The following is a 15977-nucleotide window of genomic DNA, read 5'->3' on the forward strand; positions in this document are numbered from 1 at the left end:
CTGAGCATTACCCACAAGTCTATAAAGGGTGAATGAACAAGACTGAGGACAGGGAGAGCTGTGTTTTTCGGGGGGCGGTTTCATTTGAGAGGCCGGCGGTGAAGGCCAAAGTCAGGGCAAAGCGGCAGCTTTGCCCCACCCTGATAAGGGGCTTCAGGCTGTTTTGGATGCTGTCTTCCTTGTATAACCACTTGTGGGTAATGCTCAGCCCTAGGGGAGAGGGAGTAATATTTGCCCCACAGTTTGCCAGTTTGACGACTGCCTGACGTGTGAGGTGAGTTGTGGTTAATGATCGGCCGTTGAAGGCAGGGAGAACGTTTGTCGCGTTGCTGAAAAGCGTTAACTAGTGACTGGTGGATGCGTGAAAATTGAGGCAGAATTTTTCTCTGACGAAGGAATGAACAATGACTAAGGTTCAGGCATGAGTTTCAGTTTTAAGGAATGGTTGCAGGAGTTGTGGGAGGATATCCGGGAATCCTCGGCTGAACGGGCGTGGCCGGGGCGGTTGTTGTTTTGGTTGGTGCTGGTGTATATCGCGTTTCAGCATGCGAAGGATCGGGAGTATTGGGGGCTTTTAGGTGGAATCAATCTGGGGATTCATGAGTTTGGACATTTGATCTGCAGTCCGATGGGCCAGTTGATCGGGATTCTTGGCGGGTCATTGGTGCAGTGTCTGGTACCGGTGATCTCGATCTGGATGTTCAAACGGCAGCGGGATTATTTTGCGTGGAGTTTTTCACTGGTGTGGCTGGCGTCGAATCTGCATGGGGTGGCGCGGTATATCGCGGATGCGCGGAAGCTGGAGCTGGAATTGGTAAGTCCTTTCGGTGGAGATGGGGAAACGATTCATGATTGGAACTGGCTGCTGAATCACTGGGATATTCTGCAGTATGAGCAGGAGATCGCGCAGGTGGTGAAGGTGGTGGCGATCTTGGTTTCGGTGATCGGAGTAGGGTGGGGTGCGTTTACGTTATGGCTGATGTTTAAGAGCGGCGGGAGGAAAGGGGATGATATGCGGTTGCAGCCGTGATGCAGAGCGAATGAGATGTGGACTTTGCTTAGGTGAGGTTCCTTACCCCTCATCCCGGCCTTCTCCCCAAGGAGAAGGAGGAACATTTGCCGCTCAATTCGCTGTTTGACGGCGGCATGGCTTGCGTGGCGAGTTGTGAGTAATGGTCAACCTGGTTGAGTTGGAGAGCGTGCGAGCGTGTTTCATGAAGGTTTTCGCTCCAATGAAAAAGGCGCTGCTTTTGGGGCAGCGCCTTTGGTTTAAGTATTTGATATCCTGGCGGACTATGCTTGCTGGCTGTGGTTTGGAACACCCTGAGGCGGTGCAAGTGCCTCGACTGCCGGCAAGATGCCGGCAGCACATCAGGGCAAGGGCTTCACTTTCACGTTCTTGAAGTAGACGACGCTTTTGGCGTCGTGGGCCTGGAAGGCGAAGGTGCCGCTGCCGAGTTTGCGGTTCTTGAAATTTGGATGCACGTAGCCTTCAGGCTGGGTCCATTCCACGGTGGTCTTGTCATCGACTTTCAGGGTGACTTTGTTGTCTTTCACGATGATGTGGTAGGTCCACCATTTGCCATCGCCCACAGGAGCTTCTTTGGTGTCTACCACGCTGTAGAGGCCGCCGCCTTTTTTGGTGTCGGTGTGGGTGGCGTTCACCTGGCATTCGAAACCGAAGTCAGGCCATCCTTTTTCCTGGAACTTGGTGTGGAAATAAACGCCACCATTGCTGCCGGCAGTGGTCTTCACATCGACCTTGAGTTCGAAATTTTTGAAGTCGTGGCCGTTCACATCACCATCGTAGAAGAGGTGACCGATGGGTTTGCCGTTGGCGACGATGGCACCGTCTTCCACTTTGAAGGAATCAGCGTCACCGCCGAGTTTCCAGCCGTTCAAGGTCTTGCCGTCGAAAAGGCTGATGAAGCCGTCTTTATCCGGCTTCTCGGCGGCGATGAGGGTCAGCGGCAGCAAGAGGGCTGCGATGAGGGCGTGCAATTTCATAAGTGTTGAATTCGGTAACGGGCGGATGATGGGGAAATGGGGATGGGAGGCAATGATGAATTAAGAAGTGAGAATGAAGAGGGCGATTCCGACATTGCCACCAATTCGAGAAACCGTAGGCACGCTCACTCCTCACCCCAGCCCTATCCTCGTTAGAGGAGAGGGAGAACATTTGCCGTTCAGTTTGCCTGTTTGATGGCTGCTTGGCTTGCGTGATTAGTGGGTAATAATCAGCTCCGAAAGCTTTCGCGAGTTCGGGCGAGGGTGGTGGGAGATGTAGTCGTGATTTGGTTCTGTTGTGAACTTGAATATGCTGTTGCTTCGGCGGCGGTCCGGTGAGGACACCGGACCCTACCTGTTGCGCTGGCTTACTTGATCTTTTTCAGTTCGGCTTCGGTCCAGGATTCTTCGCGTTTGCCGGTTTCTTTGCGGACGTCGGAGACGAATTTGGCATCGACGGGCGAGTACGTGTGTTCCCATTCGCGGCGGATGTAGGTCATGATGGCGGCGATCTGCTCGTCCTCGAAGGAGCCGAGGGAGGGCATGTCCATATCGTATTTACGGCCTTTCACAGTGATGGGACCACGGAGACCGTGCAGGATGATGCGGGTGATGCGGCTCGGCGGACCGGCGACCCATTCGGAATCTACAAGCGGCGGAGCAAGGCCTTCCATGCCGTAGCCGTGGGATTGATGGCAGGCGGCGCAGGCAGCTTCGAAGAGTTGTTTGCCGAGTTCGAAGCGTTCCAACTCCGCAGTGGTGAGCGGCTTCACAGGAGGCTCGGGCGGCACGCCGGGTTTGCCAGGCCAGATGATGTAGTTGTCCAGCTTGGTGGCGCGGTCCTTGATGGTCTTGTTGCTGGAAGCAGCAAGCGTTTTCAAAGCCGCAGGTTCAGCGGTGAACTTCACGCGCTTGGTGGGAACGGCGTTCGTGCTGCCTTTGGGCGCAGGTGGAGCGGCGGCGAGAAGGCCATCGATGAGCGCCTGTTGCTGCCAGCCTTCTTTGGAGGCGACGGCCAGATTGAGGACGGCACCGACGCGATCGCCTTTGCCATGGCTGAACACGGCACGGGCGAGGGCTTTGATCATGTCATTGCGGTTCGTGGATTTTTCCTTCCAGACGGAATCGGCAAGCAATTGGGCGAGGAATTTATCTTCACGCAGAGCGAGGCCGGAGACGATGCCATCGCGCACGTAAGGATTGGTCGATGCGGTATTGGCGAGGGAGGCAAGAGCCTTGGCGGCTTCTTCATCCTTCAACTGGCCGAGGGTGAGAGCGAGCTGGATCTGGACATCGCCTTCCTTGTTGCTGGTGAGCTTGGTGAGCATAGGGACCAGCGTGATGGCGTCTTCCGTGGGGAAGAATTGCTCAGAGAGGCGGATGGCAGCGGCGAGCACTTTCGGATTCTTTTCATTCTTGAGGACTTTTTCGACGGTGCCCAAGTCAAGCTGTTGACGGCCATCCAAGGTCCACAAGGCATGCAGGCGGCCTAAGGGGTTCTTGCCTTCGAGAGCGAGTTTCTTGAGTTCAGGCGTGGCGGTGCCTTCAGGCTTCTCAACAAGCAGGCGCTGGGCGATATCGCGATATGCACCATTGGCATCCGAGAGAGCAGCGACGAGTTGTGAAGGGGTAGCCTTGGCAAGAGGAGCGGGTTTGGTGAGCGGTTTCTTATCACTCACGACGCGATAGATGCGGCCGAGGCCGATGGGTTCTTGCAGCTTGCGATCTTCCGTCTGGCCGCGCAGGTAGCTGGTGAGGAAGATACGGTGCTGGATGAGGCCGCGATAGAGATCGACGATGTAGAGAGCGCCATCCGGGCCGTTGTAGGCGTTCACAGGGCGGAAACGTTCATCGGTGGAGGCGAGGAACTCGCGATCGCTGTAAGCATGCTTACCCGAAACGATTCCGTCTTTCTCGGTCAGGATGTTGCGCTTGATGAGGTTCGCGGATGGTTCACATACGAAAGCGTTGCCGTAGAATTCTTTCGGGAAGTTATCGCCACGATAGATGACGGGGCCACAGGCGGCGGTGAACTTGGCGAGCTTGCCGTCCTTGAGCATCGCGGGCTGGTAGCCGCGATTGATGCCGGGATTCACGCGGGCGGGATAGGTCTTCTGATCCTTCACGGGATCGACGTTCAAACCGACGGCTTCGCGGTAGAAGGGATTGCGGGCGAGGTATTGTGAAGGGACCAAGTCCATGCGGAGCTGATCGCTGTTCGAATTATAAACGAGGCGGCCGAAGTCGTCTTGCGAGATGCCCCATTGGCCGCGGAAGCTGGTGGCTTCGCGCTTGAACTCGCCTTCCACGAAACGGAAACGGACGGTGTGATCGGCGCTGTAGATCCAGTTATCGAGCGCCCACATGAGGCCGTTGGAAGCGTGTTCGGGGTTCGCTTTGGCACCGAGAGTGGCGTAGTCGGATTGCTTGGCGTAATCGTTGGCGACGAGGGTTTTCTCATCGGCTTTGCCATCGCCATTGGTATCTTTCCAGAAATAGAGATTGGGCGGTTCGGAGACGAGGGCGCCATCGGCAACGAGACAAATAGCGCGGGGCATGACGAGGCCGCTGAGGAATTCGGTGCGTTTGTCCATTTTACCATCGCCATCGGTGTCTTCGAGGATGGCGATGCTGCCGACTTTTTCAGTCTCACCAGCGCCCGAGATGGTCGGCATGTAGCCACGCATCTCTACGACCCAGATGCGGCCTTGGGCATCGAAGGACATGGCGACGGGATCGTGGACGAGCGGTTCGGCGGCGACGATCTCGATGCGGAAGCCGGGATCGAGCTTAAAGGATTTCAAGGCCTGCTCGGGGGTGAGGACGGGAGCGGGCGGAATGAGTTCCTTGGGCACGAGAAGTTTTTGGACTTCACCTGCTTTGTCCCCTTGCTGAGCGATGGCGGTGTTGGCGGCAAGCAAAGTGGCAGCGGTGAGAACGCCAAGGAGGGCGGCCCATTTCGGCAAGTTTTTTACGATGTGCATGAGCGACGTATTCGTATATTGGACGGTGCCAATGGTGGCAAAGTCACAGGAACGATGAAAATACGTAAGCGTACTGATTCAAGAGGCGCAAGCAGGGAGTTTCGGGAGCTGTCGCATAGGGTATCGATTATGGAGGGAATATAAAATTGGGTGTGTATGTCGGAGAGAGAAGTGCTGTGACTGGTTCTGCTTGGGCAGAACACAGGCGCGGTCCAAAGAGGTGGATTTCAGATTTGAGATTTCAAAGGTGAGGAGTTGAGGGCAGTGCGTTTGGAAAAATGGTAGAATACCTCGGCACTTGTATATAAGTGACGAGGTTTGGATTTAGGGACATGAGGGACGGAATGGACGTGATGGTTGATGTGTTTGAGATTGCGGGGAGAATAAGCTATGGAAAATCGCCGATAGCCGTGGAGAGAAAAATGAGGGGTTTAGCGAAAAAGGAGTTCCTGAAATTCAAGTTACGTAGATTTTGGGTTTTGGAAGTTGGACGGGGTGAGGGACTTGGGGGAAATCGTATCGTAGGAGTGAAAATTCTTTGACGGAATTGGGCCTTGGGCGGATTATTTGTAGTGCATGGCCAAGGAGGCAGCAAAGTCAGTTTCGGTAGCAGCGGACACTCGTCCGGAGAAATTCCATTTTGAAAAAGAGAGTGAGGGGTTGGCGTGTCGGTTTGGGGGGAGGGGGTTTGTGCCGAGGGTTCTTGGGAGACGCGGAAGTGTTGGTGACCGTTATAAATTCTCACTCCTCACCCCGGCCATCTCCTCGTTGAGAGGAGAGGGAAATGGGATGCGTAGAACGTGTTCGAGGTGCCGTATTATTTGCGGCTCTGCGGTGAGGGCAGATGCAAGGGCAAAGCGGCAGCTTTGCCCCACCGGGGAAAGGGATTGGTCAGCGGCTGCCGCCGATTCGCCTACGCTATCGCATAGGCGCGACATGGCGGGCTGGTTTTCGCAACTATTTATTGAAGCGCGAATCGATTTTGGATTTTACGTCGTTGCTCATTTTCAACAAAGGGGGCCAGGGGCGTTTGAAGCCTTCGCCGGGGATTTTCTTTGTCGCATCGATGCCTTGTTTGGTACCCATGGCGATCTCGCTGGTGGCGTGGTCGAGGACGTCGGAGGGGCCTTTAGTAAAGATGCTGTCGCGCTGGGGATCGGTGTTCGCGCAGAGGTGGAAGAGGACCTCGCTGGTGTTGTGGACGTTCACATCGGCGTCCACAACGATGATGTATTTGGTGAACATCATCTGTCCCATGCCCCAGAGGCCGTGCATGATCTTGAAGGCTTGGAGCGGGTAGGTCTTCTTGATGCTGACGACGACGAGGTTGTGGAAGACGCCTTCGGCCGGGAGCGCGATGTCCACGATCTCGGGGAAGTTCATCTTGAAGATAGGGAGGAACAATTTCACGGACGCGCCGCCCATGTAGAAGTCTTCCATGGGCGGGATGCCGACGATGGTGGCGGGATAGACGGCGTCTTTCCGGTGCGTGATGGCGGTGATGTGGAAGACGGGGTAGGGCTCGGGCAGCGTGTAGTAGCCGGTGTGATCGCCGAAGGGGCCTTCCATGCGGAGGGGTTCTTGGGGATCGATGTAGCCTTCGATAACGAAGTCGGCGTTTGCGGGAACTTCGAGGTCGTTGGTCTCGCACTTCACCAGCTCGACGGATTTTTTGCGGAGGTAACCGGCGAGGAGAAATTCATCGAGGCCATCGGGCAAGGGTGCGGTGGCGGCAAAGGGGAACATGGGATCGCCACCGAGGAAGATGCTGACGGGCATTCGGGTGCCGGTCTCGTAGTAACGTCGGCCATGGCGGGCGGCGACTTTCTGAAGCTGCCAGTGCATGCCGGTGGTTTTGTCGTCGTAGATCTGGATGCGATACATGCCGAGATTGCGCTCGCCGGTATCGGGATCGCGAGTGACGACGCAGGGCAGGGTCAGGAAACGTCCGCCATCCAAGGGCCAGCATTTCAGGATGGGGAGGTTGAGGAGGGTTTCGGGTTTCGGGTTGCTGGTTTCGGGTTTGGTGACGTCGGGAGCCTTTGGCCATTCGCTTGTGTGCGTAGCCGGCGATTCGAATTTGTGGATGACATCTTTGCAGGGGCCGGTGCTGACGGTCTTGGGCTTGGCGTGGCGGAGGTCGATGGCGAGGGAGAGGAGTTTCATGGCCTCGCGCATGCTGGTGGGAGGCTTGGCTTTCATGAGCGCGCCGAGTTCGTTGGCGACATCATCGACGCTGTTGGCGTTCATGCTCATGGCCATGCGTTTGTGCGAGCCGAGCGTGTTGATAGCGACCGGGAAGGGGCTGACGACGCCGTTCACGGTGGGCTTTTCAAACAAAAGCGCTTTGCCGCCGCCGGGTTTCTTCATCTCGCGGTCGGCGATCTCGGTGATCTCGAGTTCAGTGGCGACGGGTTCTTTGATGCGGATGAGATCACCCGCGCGGTCCAGTGCGTTTACCCAGTCGCGAAACGATTCGTAAGCCATGTTGGGGAGAGATTAACAGACAGCATGGGGGAGGGGGAAGGCTGGATAGGGAGGGGAGAACAGGCGGGGGCGCCTGTTCGACTGGTGGCAGGTGAAGGCACCTGCCCCACTACGGAAAAGCAGGGAGACTGGACAGGCGATGGCGCCTGTCCCACTACAGGGATGGCAGGCGAGGGTGTTTGCTTTGCGGTGGAAGGGAGTGTCTGGTCTTGCGAAAGGAATGGTGGCGAATACGATGGCCTGAGATGCTATGGAGCAACTCATTTTATTCCTCCTTATATTCGTATTTATCCTGAGTACAATCGTGGTGGTAGTTATCCGAGGCGGTGCATATGTGTGGCGCGTTTTGCGCAGCCCGGAGGAGACGCGTCGACTATGGGAGAAGTATCACCGCGTGATTATGGTGGGTGCGATCGTGTTCGCACTGGTTTTTATTGGCGGAGTGATGTTTGCGGCCTCTTTCGCGGGCAAGCAGGTGAAGATAGCGGAGGCTGGTCACGATTATCTGACGAAGAGATACGGGGCGCACACGAATCTCAGCATGCATTACTCGTCGAGCGATGCGAAAAAAGGCGGGACGAATTCACCAGGATCTACCCAATGGGGTTACGAGGTGGGAACGAACAGCGGTGTGTTGACGCTGGAACGGAGGGAAGATGAGCAAGTGGGCTTTTACTACGTGGTCATACGTGATGACCCGAAGCCGTGATCAGGATAGGCTACTTTTTCTGAACCTCTTCCACGCGGGCTTTCATGACGCGTTTGAAGCTGTTGTATTGCGCTTTGTCGGCCGCGTGTTGGGTGCCTTCGATGGCTTCATCGATCAGTTTCAAACCTTCCTCGGTCTTGCCAGATTCGAAGCGCACTACGGCACGGACGGCTTTGATGAGGTGAAGTTCGCTGCCGGGTGCTTTCTCGGCGGCGTCCAGTGCGGATTCGGCGAAGGTGAAGTCGCGGTTCGGCACTTTGGGATCGGCAACGGATTCAAAGGCGAGAGCGATGAGTGCTTTGGGGTTATCGGCATAGGCGACGATCAATTTTTCACCAAGAGCCTTGGCCTTCGCATCACCTTTGGCAACGAGTTGCTGGAACTCAGCGGTCAGAACGCGGGTTTCGTCACGTTTGATGGCGGTCTGCAGATCGAATTTGCCGGAGACGACTTCAGTCAGCGTTTCCTCGAGGGAATCCATAGGATGGCCGACCCAGAGGACTTTACCGTCCTTGCCGACGATGAAGGCGGTGGGGATGCCCTGCTGGCCGAAGGCTTTCATATAACCTTCGCTGGTTTGACGATTTTTATCGCAGGCCACGATGTAATCCATCTTGGTGCCCATCTCTTTGACGAAGGGGGCGACATCGGATTTCTCCTCATCACTGATGCCGATGAAGACGACGTTCTTGCCTTTAAACTTCTTTTGCAGGTCGGTGAGGTGGGGAATGCTCGTGCGGCAAGGCCCACACCAGGTGGCCCAGAACTCGACGACGTAGATGTTTTTGCCGTCGAGGACATTCACAGCGGAGCCTTTCACCCAGTCTTGAATGACTAGAGGAGCAGCCTTGTCCCCGATTTTTGCCGCCGAGAGCGGAGAAACGAGGGCGAATGCGAGCAAAATGCACAAAACAAGACGATTCATAGTAATGAGACGGTGGAAACCATCGTTTCATTCCAAAAAAAGACAAGACACAATTTACCCAGCTATTTAGTTGTCACGAAGGGCGGCGTTGTTTTTCATCGTCCGCATGACGAACGAAGAAGCGTTGAAGTTGTTCCGGCAGACGGGTGCGTTGCTGGAGGGACATTTTGTTTTGCGGAGCGGATTACACAGCCGCCAGTTTTTCCAATGCGCGCAGGCGTGCCAGGATATGCCGATCGTGGAGAAGTTCGGCAAGGCCATCGCGGACCAAGTGCGTGGGTATGGCGCGGTGACGGTGGTTTCGCCCGCGATGGGCGGATTGGTCATCGGCCAGGAAGTGGCGCGGCAACTGGGCATCCGGTTCATCTTTGTGGAGAAGGAAGAGGGCAAGCTGGTGTTGCGCCGCGGCTTCAAGATCGCGCCGGGCGAGAAGGTGCTGGTGATCGAGGACGTGGTGACAAAGGGCGGTCGCGTGCAGGAGACGATCGATATCGTGAAGGAGCATCAGGCGAACCTGCTGGGCGTGGGCGTGATGGTGGATCGCTCGAACGGCACGGTGAATTTCGGGGTGCCGTTCCATTGCCTCATCCGCCTAAACGTGGAGACGTTCGACCCGAACAATCTGCCGGCGGACTTGAAGAACTCGACGGCGGTGAAGCCGGGGAGCAAGTAAGGCTGACACGGCAAGTCGTGTTCGAGGACGAGAACGAGGACGACGACGAGCACGAACCTTGTTATGCCCAAGTGGATCAAGTTCCTCATCGCGCTGTTGTTGATCCCGTTTTGCATCGGGACGACGCAGGCGTTGTGGAGGGTGATCCAGGCGACGGGGGCTTCCAGCAACTTCTGGGTGGCTTTCTTCGCCGGGGTGTTGTGCTGGATCGTCATCTTCCTGCTGCTGCCGCGGCCTATGTGGCTGTATGTGGTGGGACACGAGATGACGCACGCCATCTGGACGTGGATATTCGGCGGGCGGGTGAAGAAGATGAAGGTGACCTCGAAGGGCGGCCACGTGATCGTCACGAAAAGCAACTTCATCATCTCACTCGCGCCGTATTTCTTCCCGTTCTACGCGTTCCTGCTGCTGATCGTGTTCGGGGCGGGGCATTTGATCTGGGGCTGGTCGAAGTATTGGGTGGTGTTTCACCTGTTGCTGGGCATCGCATATGCGTTTCACGTGACGTTGACGATCCATGTATTACAAACAGAACAATCAGATATCACGGAGCACGGGTATCTTTTTTCCATAGTGATAATATACTTGGGGAACGTGCTGTTGCCGCTGTTTTCTCTCCCGCCGCTAACGGGAAAAGTTGCGTTTGGGGAGATGATTGGCTGGTGTTTGAGGCTGACCGGAGATGTGTTTGTCAAGATTTCGCGCTTAATATGAATTACGGAGAAAAAGAAGTGGGTGAATTCAGTCTTGAAAAGAGGTGCGCACTTGGGCGAGATTCAACAACCTTCGTTAAGGTGATATGACGCTCGCTGACATTCTACAGAAAGAGCAGATCATTCCGGATCTCGCGGCCACGAACCGTTGGGAGGCGATTGATGAACTCATCAATCATCTCGTCAAGACGGGCAAAGTGCGCGCAGAGGATCGTGAAGCGATCGCCGGAGTGGTGAAGAAACGTGAGACCTCGATGAGTACCGGCATCGGTTTTGGTGTCGGTATCCCGCATGGTTCCACGGATCTTATCTATGAGGTGGTCGGAGCGTTCGGGCGGTCGAAGAAAGGCGTGAACTTCGACGCACTGGACAACCAGCCGGTCAATCTGGTGATGCTGTTCCTTGTGCCGCAAGGCCAGTTCCAGAAACACCTGCATACGCTGGCGAACATCGCCAAGCTGCTTCATAACAAGGAATTTCGCCAGGCCCTCGAAGAAGCGTCCGATTCCGAGGCCATGATGCAGATCATCGGCAGTCACATCGCCAAGAAGTGATCTTTAGCTCCAGCGGCAAACCATAAGCCGCCGGTTTATTCCAAGTGTTACCCAGCAAAGCTCTCGAACAACGCCTGCAAGCCGCCGTCCTGGCGGTGCTGCCGGATGCCGATGTCACCAATGTCCTCGTGCGGCCCTGTCAGGATGCGAAGTTTGGTGATTACCAGACCAGCGCGCTGATGGCTCTCGCCAAGGCGCGTAAAGCGAATCCCCGCCAGCTCGCTACGGATGTTCAAGCGAAGCTGCAAGTCAGCGACCTTTGCGCCAAGACGGAAATCGCGGGAGCGGGCTTCATCAATTTTTACCTCAAGCCGGAAGTGCTTCAGCAGTCTTTGATGGGTGCTGTGAAGGGCGGGCATCTGTTCTTCGCGAAGGCGGAGAAGCCGAAGACGGTGGTGATCGATTTCAGTTCACCGAACGTGGCGAAGCCGATGCACGTGGGGCACATCCGCTCGACGATCTTGGGCGACAGCCTTGCGCGGGCATTCCGTTTGTTAGGCCACAAGGTGGTGACGGATAATCACATCGGCGATTGGGGCACGCAGTTCGGCATGTTGTTGCTGGGGTGGAAGACGCTCTTGGACAAGGCGGCGTTGGAGAAAGATCCGATCGCTGAACTGGAACGCATCTACAAGCAGCTCAGCGCTGATTGCAAAGCAGATGAGGCGAAACTGGAAGCAGCCAAGCAAGAACTGGTGAAACTGCAAGCGGGTGATGCTGAGAACCTCGCCATCTGGCGCGAGATGATCGCGCTTTCTCAGAATCAGTTCGATACGATCTACGGTCGCTTGGGCATCAAGTTCGATCACACGTTGGGCGAGAGTTTTTACAATCCACGCCTTAAGAGTGTGGTTGAGGAGTTGAAGTCCAAGGGCATCGCTCGCGAGAGTGATGGAGCGATGTGTGTCTTCTCGGATGGTTCCGTGCCTCCGAAGGAAGATGTGTTCCTTATCCAGCGCGATGGCGAGTGGCATCCGAATCCCTGCCTGATCCAGAAGAGCGATGGCGCGGCGAATTATGCCACGACGGACTTGGCCACATTGGAGTATCGTCTGGAAACGTGGTCGCCTGAGGAAATCGTTTACGTGACGGATGGCCGTCAGCAGTTGCACTTCAAGCAAGTGTTCACGGTGTTCCGCCGCTGGCGTCCGGAAGTGAAGACGCAGTTGGAGCACGTTTGGTTCGGCGCGATTTTGGGAGATGACGGCAAGCCCTTCAAAACTCGCTCCGGCGATACGGTGAAGCTGGCCGACTTGCTGGATGAAGCGGAAGAACGTGCGTTCAAAACGGTCTCGGAGAAGAGTCCCGATCTGAGCGAAGCCGAGCGCAAAGAGATAGCCCGTATCATCGGCATCGCCTCCGTGAAATATCAGGATCTGTTGCCGAACCGTCAGAGCGATTACGTGTTTAGCTGGGACAAGATGCTGGCGCTGACAGGTAACACCGCACCGTATCTGCTCTATGCTTATACGCGTATCCGCTCTATTTTCCGCAAGGCAGCGGAGCAGGGGATTGCGGTTGCTCCGGGAGCTTCCATTGAGCTGAAAGCAGCGGATGAACTCGCTTTGGCCAAGCAGCTTTTGAATTTCGGCTTTGTCTTGGAAGGCATGGTGGAAGAATGCCGGCCGAATTATCTCTGCAATTACCTCTACGATCTGGCCGGGCTTTACGCGAAATTCTTCGAAAGCTGTCCTGTTCTGAAAGCTGAAGAGCCCGAACGCAGCAGCCGTTTGCTCCTCTGTGAGGTCACAGCCAAGGTTTTGAAGCAAGGATTGGAAGTGTTGGGTATCGAGACGACCGAGAAGATGTAATTTTCGGTTCGCAAAAATTGCTCTTGGTCTCGTTTGTGCTACTTTAGAAGTTTTTTCTGTTTGAGAATTAGCTTTTTTGCTTCCCGCCGGGTAGTCGCCTGACTAAAAAGGAACTGTGAACTCCCCGGAAACAGGCGTAGGCTTTAAGATTTGGGCCGCTGATGACGTTGTCTATGGACCCGTAGAATTGCCCACTCTTGTCGAGTGGATCCGCGACGAACGTGTGGAGGCAAATACGTGGGTTTATTCCGAGCAGACGGATACGTGGAGCAAGGCTTCCAATGTGCCTGATTTGGGGATGTTTTTCCGGGGGCGTGCAGTTGGAACAGCCAGGGCGGTCTCTGCGGATGGTCCCACTCCTCTCGTTCAAGGCATCCGACCGGGCATGTTGCGCCGGGTGAAAATCTTGGCGGAAATGAACGACCAGCAGCTTGGGCGCTTCGTGCAGTTCATGGAGGTGAAGCAGGTGCGCCAGTTCAACGATGTGGTGAAGCAAGGCGAGCACGGTGACGCCATGTTCCTCATCTTGGAAGGCGAAGTCCGCGTGCGCCTGATGATCGCCCAAAAGGAGACGACTCTGACAACCCTTTCCGCAGGTGAATTTTTCGGTGAGATGACGTTGTTCGATCAAGGGCCGCGTTCGGCGGATGTCGTAGCGAACAACGAAAGCACACTTCTCAAGATTTCCCACTCCGCCTTCGTCAAACTGATTGCAGATGCCCCTGATCTGGCAACGCCATTCCTTCTCGGCATTTGCCGCACCTTGACCGCCCGCATGCGTGCGGACAACAAACGCTATCGCGACACGATCAATTTCGCGCGCGCTTCAGCAAATAAGTAAGTTTTAGGCGACTGCGGAACTTCCGCAGGTTGCTCCAAATGTTTCGGAACAACTGTTGTCCTGTGAACCTTCGCCCTGTATGGTTCCCGGCTCATGTCGGACAAGTCTGGACCAACTATTTTGTGCGCGACGGAACTGGTCGTGCGTCATAACGACCGTTACGTGCTCGATCACGCCTCGCTGAGCATTCACGATGGCGATCGCATCGGCCTCGTGGGGCGTAATGGCTCGGGCAAATCCACCTTCCTCAAGATCATCGCCAAAGAACTCGTTCCCGATGGCGGCGAGGTGACGCAAAAGAAGGATTTGATCGTCGGCTACCTGCCGCAGACGTTCACGCTGGATGAGAATCTAAACGTGCTGGAGAACGTCCGTGCCGGTGCCAAGCGTGTGCTGGACCTGATCGCGGAGTTCGAATCATTGCCGGGTCATTCCAATCGCCATGAGGAGATCGAGGAACACATTCAGCGCATGGACGGCTGGAATCTCGATAACCATATCGAGACGGCGATGGCGAAGCTGAATTGCCCTGCGGGTGATCGTGATATCAAAACACTTTCCGGTGGTGAGAAACGGCGCGTGGCTTTGGCGCGCGCGCTCATCGCGCAGCCCGACTTGCTAATCTTGGACGAGCCGACGAACCATTTGGATACGGAATCCATCGAGTGGTTGGGCGAATTTCTAAAAGGTTATCAAGGCGCGTTCCTGCTGGTAACGCATGATCGCTACTTCCTCGATAGCATTACGAACACGATCGTGGAGCTCGCGAATGGCCAGTTCTACGCTTACGACGGCAATTACACGGACTACCTCATCGGCAAAGCAGAGCGTGAGGCTTCCGCAGAAGTGACGGAACACAAACGCCAGATGTTCCTCAAACGCGAGCTGGAATGGGTGCGTCGCGGACCGAAGGCGCAGACGAGCAAATCCAAGGTGCGCATGGAGCGTTACTTTGAAGAGGCGGGCAAGAAGGTGGTAGAAGCGGATGGGGATGTGGATCTGGTGATTCCGCCACCGCCGCAACTGGGTAATCGCACGGCGCAACTGGTGGACGTAGGCATGAGCTTGGGCGGTCGCCAGTTGTTCTCGAATATCAATCTAGATTTCGCAGGTGGTCAGCGTGTGGGCATCACGGGACGTAATGGCTTGGGCAAATCGACCTTGCTGAAAATCCTCATCGGCCAACTTGCACCGACTGAGGGCGAGGTGCAGATCGGGCAGCTCACGCGGTTCAATTACGTGGACCAAGGCCGCTTGCAATTAAACGAAGAGAAGACGGTGCTGGATGAGATCAGCGACGGCACGGAGTTCGTGCAGTTCGGCGAGGGCAAGCTGTCCTTGCGCGCGTATTTGAAGCGATTCCTGTTCACGGATGATCGTATTGTGACACAGGTGAAGCATCTGAGTGGTGGTGAGCGCAGTCGTTTGTTGCTCGCGCGGATTCTTAAGAACGGCGGCAATTTCCTGATCCTCGACGAGCCGACGAATGACTTGGACCTGCCGACCTTGCGTGTGCTGGAAGAGGCTTTGGTAGTGTTCCCCGGCGTCGTGCTGGTGGTAAGCCATGATCGCTATTTCCTGAACCGCGTGTGCACGGGCATCTTGGCTTTCGAGGGTGAAGGCAAGGTGACCTACAGCGTGGGTGATTACGATTATTACGTGGAGAAGCGTAAGCGTGAGGAGAAAGCTGCGCTGGAATGGCAGAAGGCAGCAGCGAAAGCGGCCAGTGCCAAGCCGAACAAGCAATCGGCTTCAATAGCCCAGCCAGCTCCCAAGGCGAAGAAGCTGTCTTTCAAAGAACAGAAAGAATTGGAAGGGATGGAAGCCGCCATTCACACGGTGGAAGAGAACATCGCAAAGACCGAAGCCAAGCTCGCTGATCCTGACTTCTACAAGAAGAATGCTGCGCAGGCGAACGTGCTGGCTGCGGAACTGGAAGCGGAAAAGGCAAAGCTGGCCAAACTTTTCAATCGCTGGGAAGAGTTGGAAGCGTTGAAGGGATAGTTAACTTCCACCGATGAAGGTTTCTTCCACGATGCCTTTGTGATCGAGGAAGCAGTAGCATACCAAGTCGCCTCTCAGGTAGATGAGGACTTTGCCGGTGATACCGCGCGTGGGTTCAACGTAACCTTTAGAGCGTTTTAAATAAAACTGTAGCCTTTTCTGAGGGTGGAAGGTAAGAGGAAGAGGTGAAGACGATTTCGTTGGATTTGCGGGAGCGGATACTTGTGGCTTATGACGCTGGCGAAGGTTCCCGTGAAGCGGTGGCG

The 15977-nt window shown here is 55.5% G+C and carries 13 protein-coding genes; 8 read left to right on the forward strand and 5 right to left on the reverse strand.

The window, feature by feature from the left end:
• The first annotated feature begins 421 nt into the window (after nucleotides 1–421).
• Complete coding sequence (locus VGH19_10455) at nucleotides 422–1030, forward strand: hypothetical protein (protein HEY1171782.1); 609 nt, start codon at nucleotides 422–424, stop codon at nucleotides 1028–1030.
• 341 nt (nucleotides 1031–1371) lie between these two features.
• Here VGH19_10455 and VGH19_10460 read toward each other — a convergent pair whose 3' ends face one another.
• The 3 genes from VGH19_10460 to VGH19_10470 all read right to left on the reverse strand — a co-directional run bounded on the left by VGH19_10460 (nucleotide 1372) and on the right by VGH19_10470 (nucleotide 7478).
• Nucleotides 1372–2007: a DUF1080 domain-containing protein gene (locus VGH19_10460; GenBank protein HEY1171783.1), complete on the reverse strand. Its 636-nt coding sequence runs from the start codon at nucleotides 2005–2007 to the stop codon at nucleotides 1372–1374.
• Between the two features lie 368 nt (nucleotides 2008–2375).
• Nucleotides 2376–4991 carry a HEAT repeat domain-containing protein gene (locus tag VGH19_10465; GenBank protein ID HEY1171784.1) on the reverse strand — a complete coding sequence of 872 codons (2616 nt, stop codon included), beginning with the start codon at nucleotides 4989–4991 and terminating at the stop codon, nucleotides 2376–2378.
• Nucleotides 4992–5948: 957 nt separating this feature from the next.
• Nucleotides 5949–7478, reverse strand: coding sequence for a UbiD family decarboxylase (locus tag VGH19_10470; protein HEY1171785.1), 1530 nt, complete (start codon nucleotides 7476–7478; stop codon nucleotides 5949–5951).
• A gap of 307 nt (nucleotides 7479–7785) precedes the next feature.
• Here VGH19_10470 and VGH19_10475 point away from each other — a divergent pair, with 307 nt between their 5' ends.
• The gene (locus VGH19_10475; GenBank protein HEY1171786.1) at nucleotides 7786–8187 is read left to right on the forward strand and encodes a hypothetical protein; all 402 of its coding nucleotides are present in this window, start codon (nucleotides 7786–7788) and stop codon (nucleotides 8185–8187) included.
• Nucleotides 8188–8197: 10 nt separating this feature from the next.
• On the opposite strand, the gene VGH19_10480 is transcribed toward VGH19_10475, so the two are convergent.
• A complete protein-coding gene (locus tag VGH19_10480) occupies nucleotides 8198–9112 on the reverse strand; it encodes a redoxin domain-containing protein (protein ID HEY1171787.1) in 915 nt (304 codons plus the stop codon).
• Nucleotides 9113–9218: 106 nt separating this feature from the next.
• On the opposite strand from VGH19_10480, the gene pyrE reads away from it, so the two are divergent.
• The 6 genes from pyrE to VGH19_10510 all read left to right on the forward strand — a co-directional run bounded on the left by pyrE (nucleotide 9219) and on the right by VGH19_10510 (nucleotide 15711).
• Nucleotides 9219–9785, forward strand: a complete 567-nt coding sequence (pyrE, locus tag VGH19_10485) for an orotate phosphoribosyltransferase (GenBank protein HEY1171788.1) — start codon at nucleotides 9219–9221, stop codon at nucleotides 9783–9785.
• 63 nt (nucleotides 9786–9848) lie between these two features.
• Nucleotides 9849–10502, forward strand: coding sequence for a hypothetical protein (locus tag VGH19_10490; GenBank protein ID HEY1171789.1), 654 nt, complete (start codon nucleotides 9849–9851; stop codon nucleotides 10500–10502).
• A gap of 85 nt (nucleotides 10503–10587) precedes the next feature.
• A complete protein-coding gene (locus VGH19_10495) occupies nucleotides 10588–11055 on the forward strand; it encodes a PTS sugar transporter subunit IIA (GenBank protein HEY1171790.1) in 468 nt (155 codons plus the stop codon).
• A 44-nt stretch (nucleotides 11056–11099) separates the two neighbouring features.
• The gene (gene argS, locus VGH19_10500; GenBank protein ID HEY1171791.1) at nucleotides 11100–12866 is read left to right on the forward strand and encodes an arginine--tRNA ligase; all 1767 of its coding nucleotides are present in this window, start codon (nucleotides 11100–11102) and stop codon (nucleotides 12864–12866) included.
• A gap of 115 nt (nucleotides 12867–12981) precedes the next feature.
• Nucleotides 12982–13707 (forward strand): cyclic nucleotide-binding domain-containing protein, encoded by a 726-nt coding sequence (locus tag VGH19_10505; protein HEY1171792.1) that lies wholly within the window; start codon nucleotides 12982–12984, stop codon nucleotides 13705–13707.
• Nucleotides 13708–13800: 93 nt separating this feature from the next.
• Nucleotides 13801–15711, forward strand: a complete 1911-nt coding sequence (locus VGH19_10510; GenBank protein HEY1171793.1) for an ABC-F family ATP-binding cassette domain-containing protein — start codon at nucleotides 13801–13803, stop codon at nucleotides 15709–15711.
• On the opposite strand, the gene VGH19_10515 is transcribed toward VGH19_10510, so the two are convergent.
• On the reverse strand, nucleotides 15712–15977 hold a 266-nt coding region (locus VGH19_10515), incomplete at its 5' end, for a hypothetical protein (protein ID HEY1171794.1).

The sequence above is a fragment of the Verrucomicrobiia bacterium genome (genome assembly GCA_036405135.1).
Taxonomy (GTDB): Bacteria; Verrucomicrobiota; Verrucomicrobiia; order Limisphaerales; family JAEYXS01; genus JAEYXS01.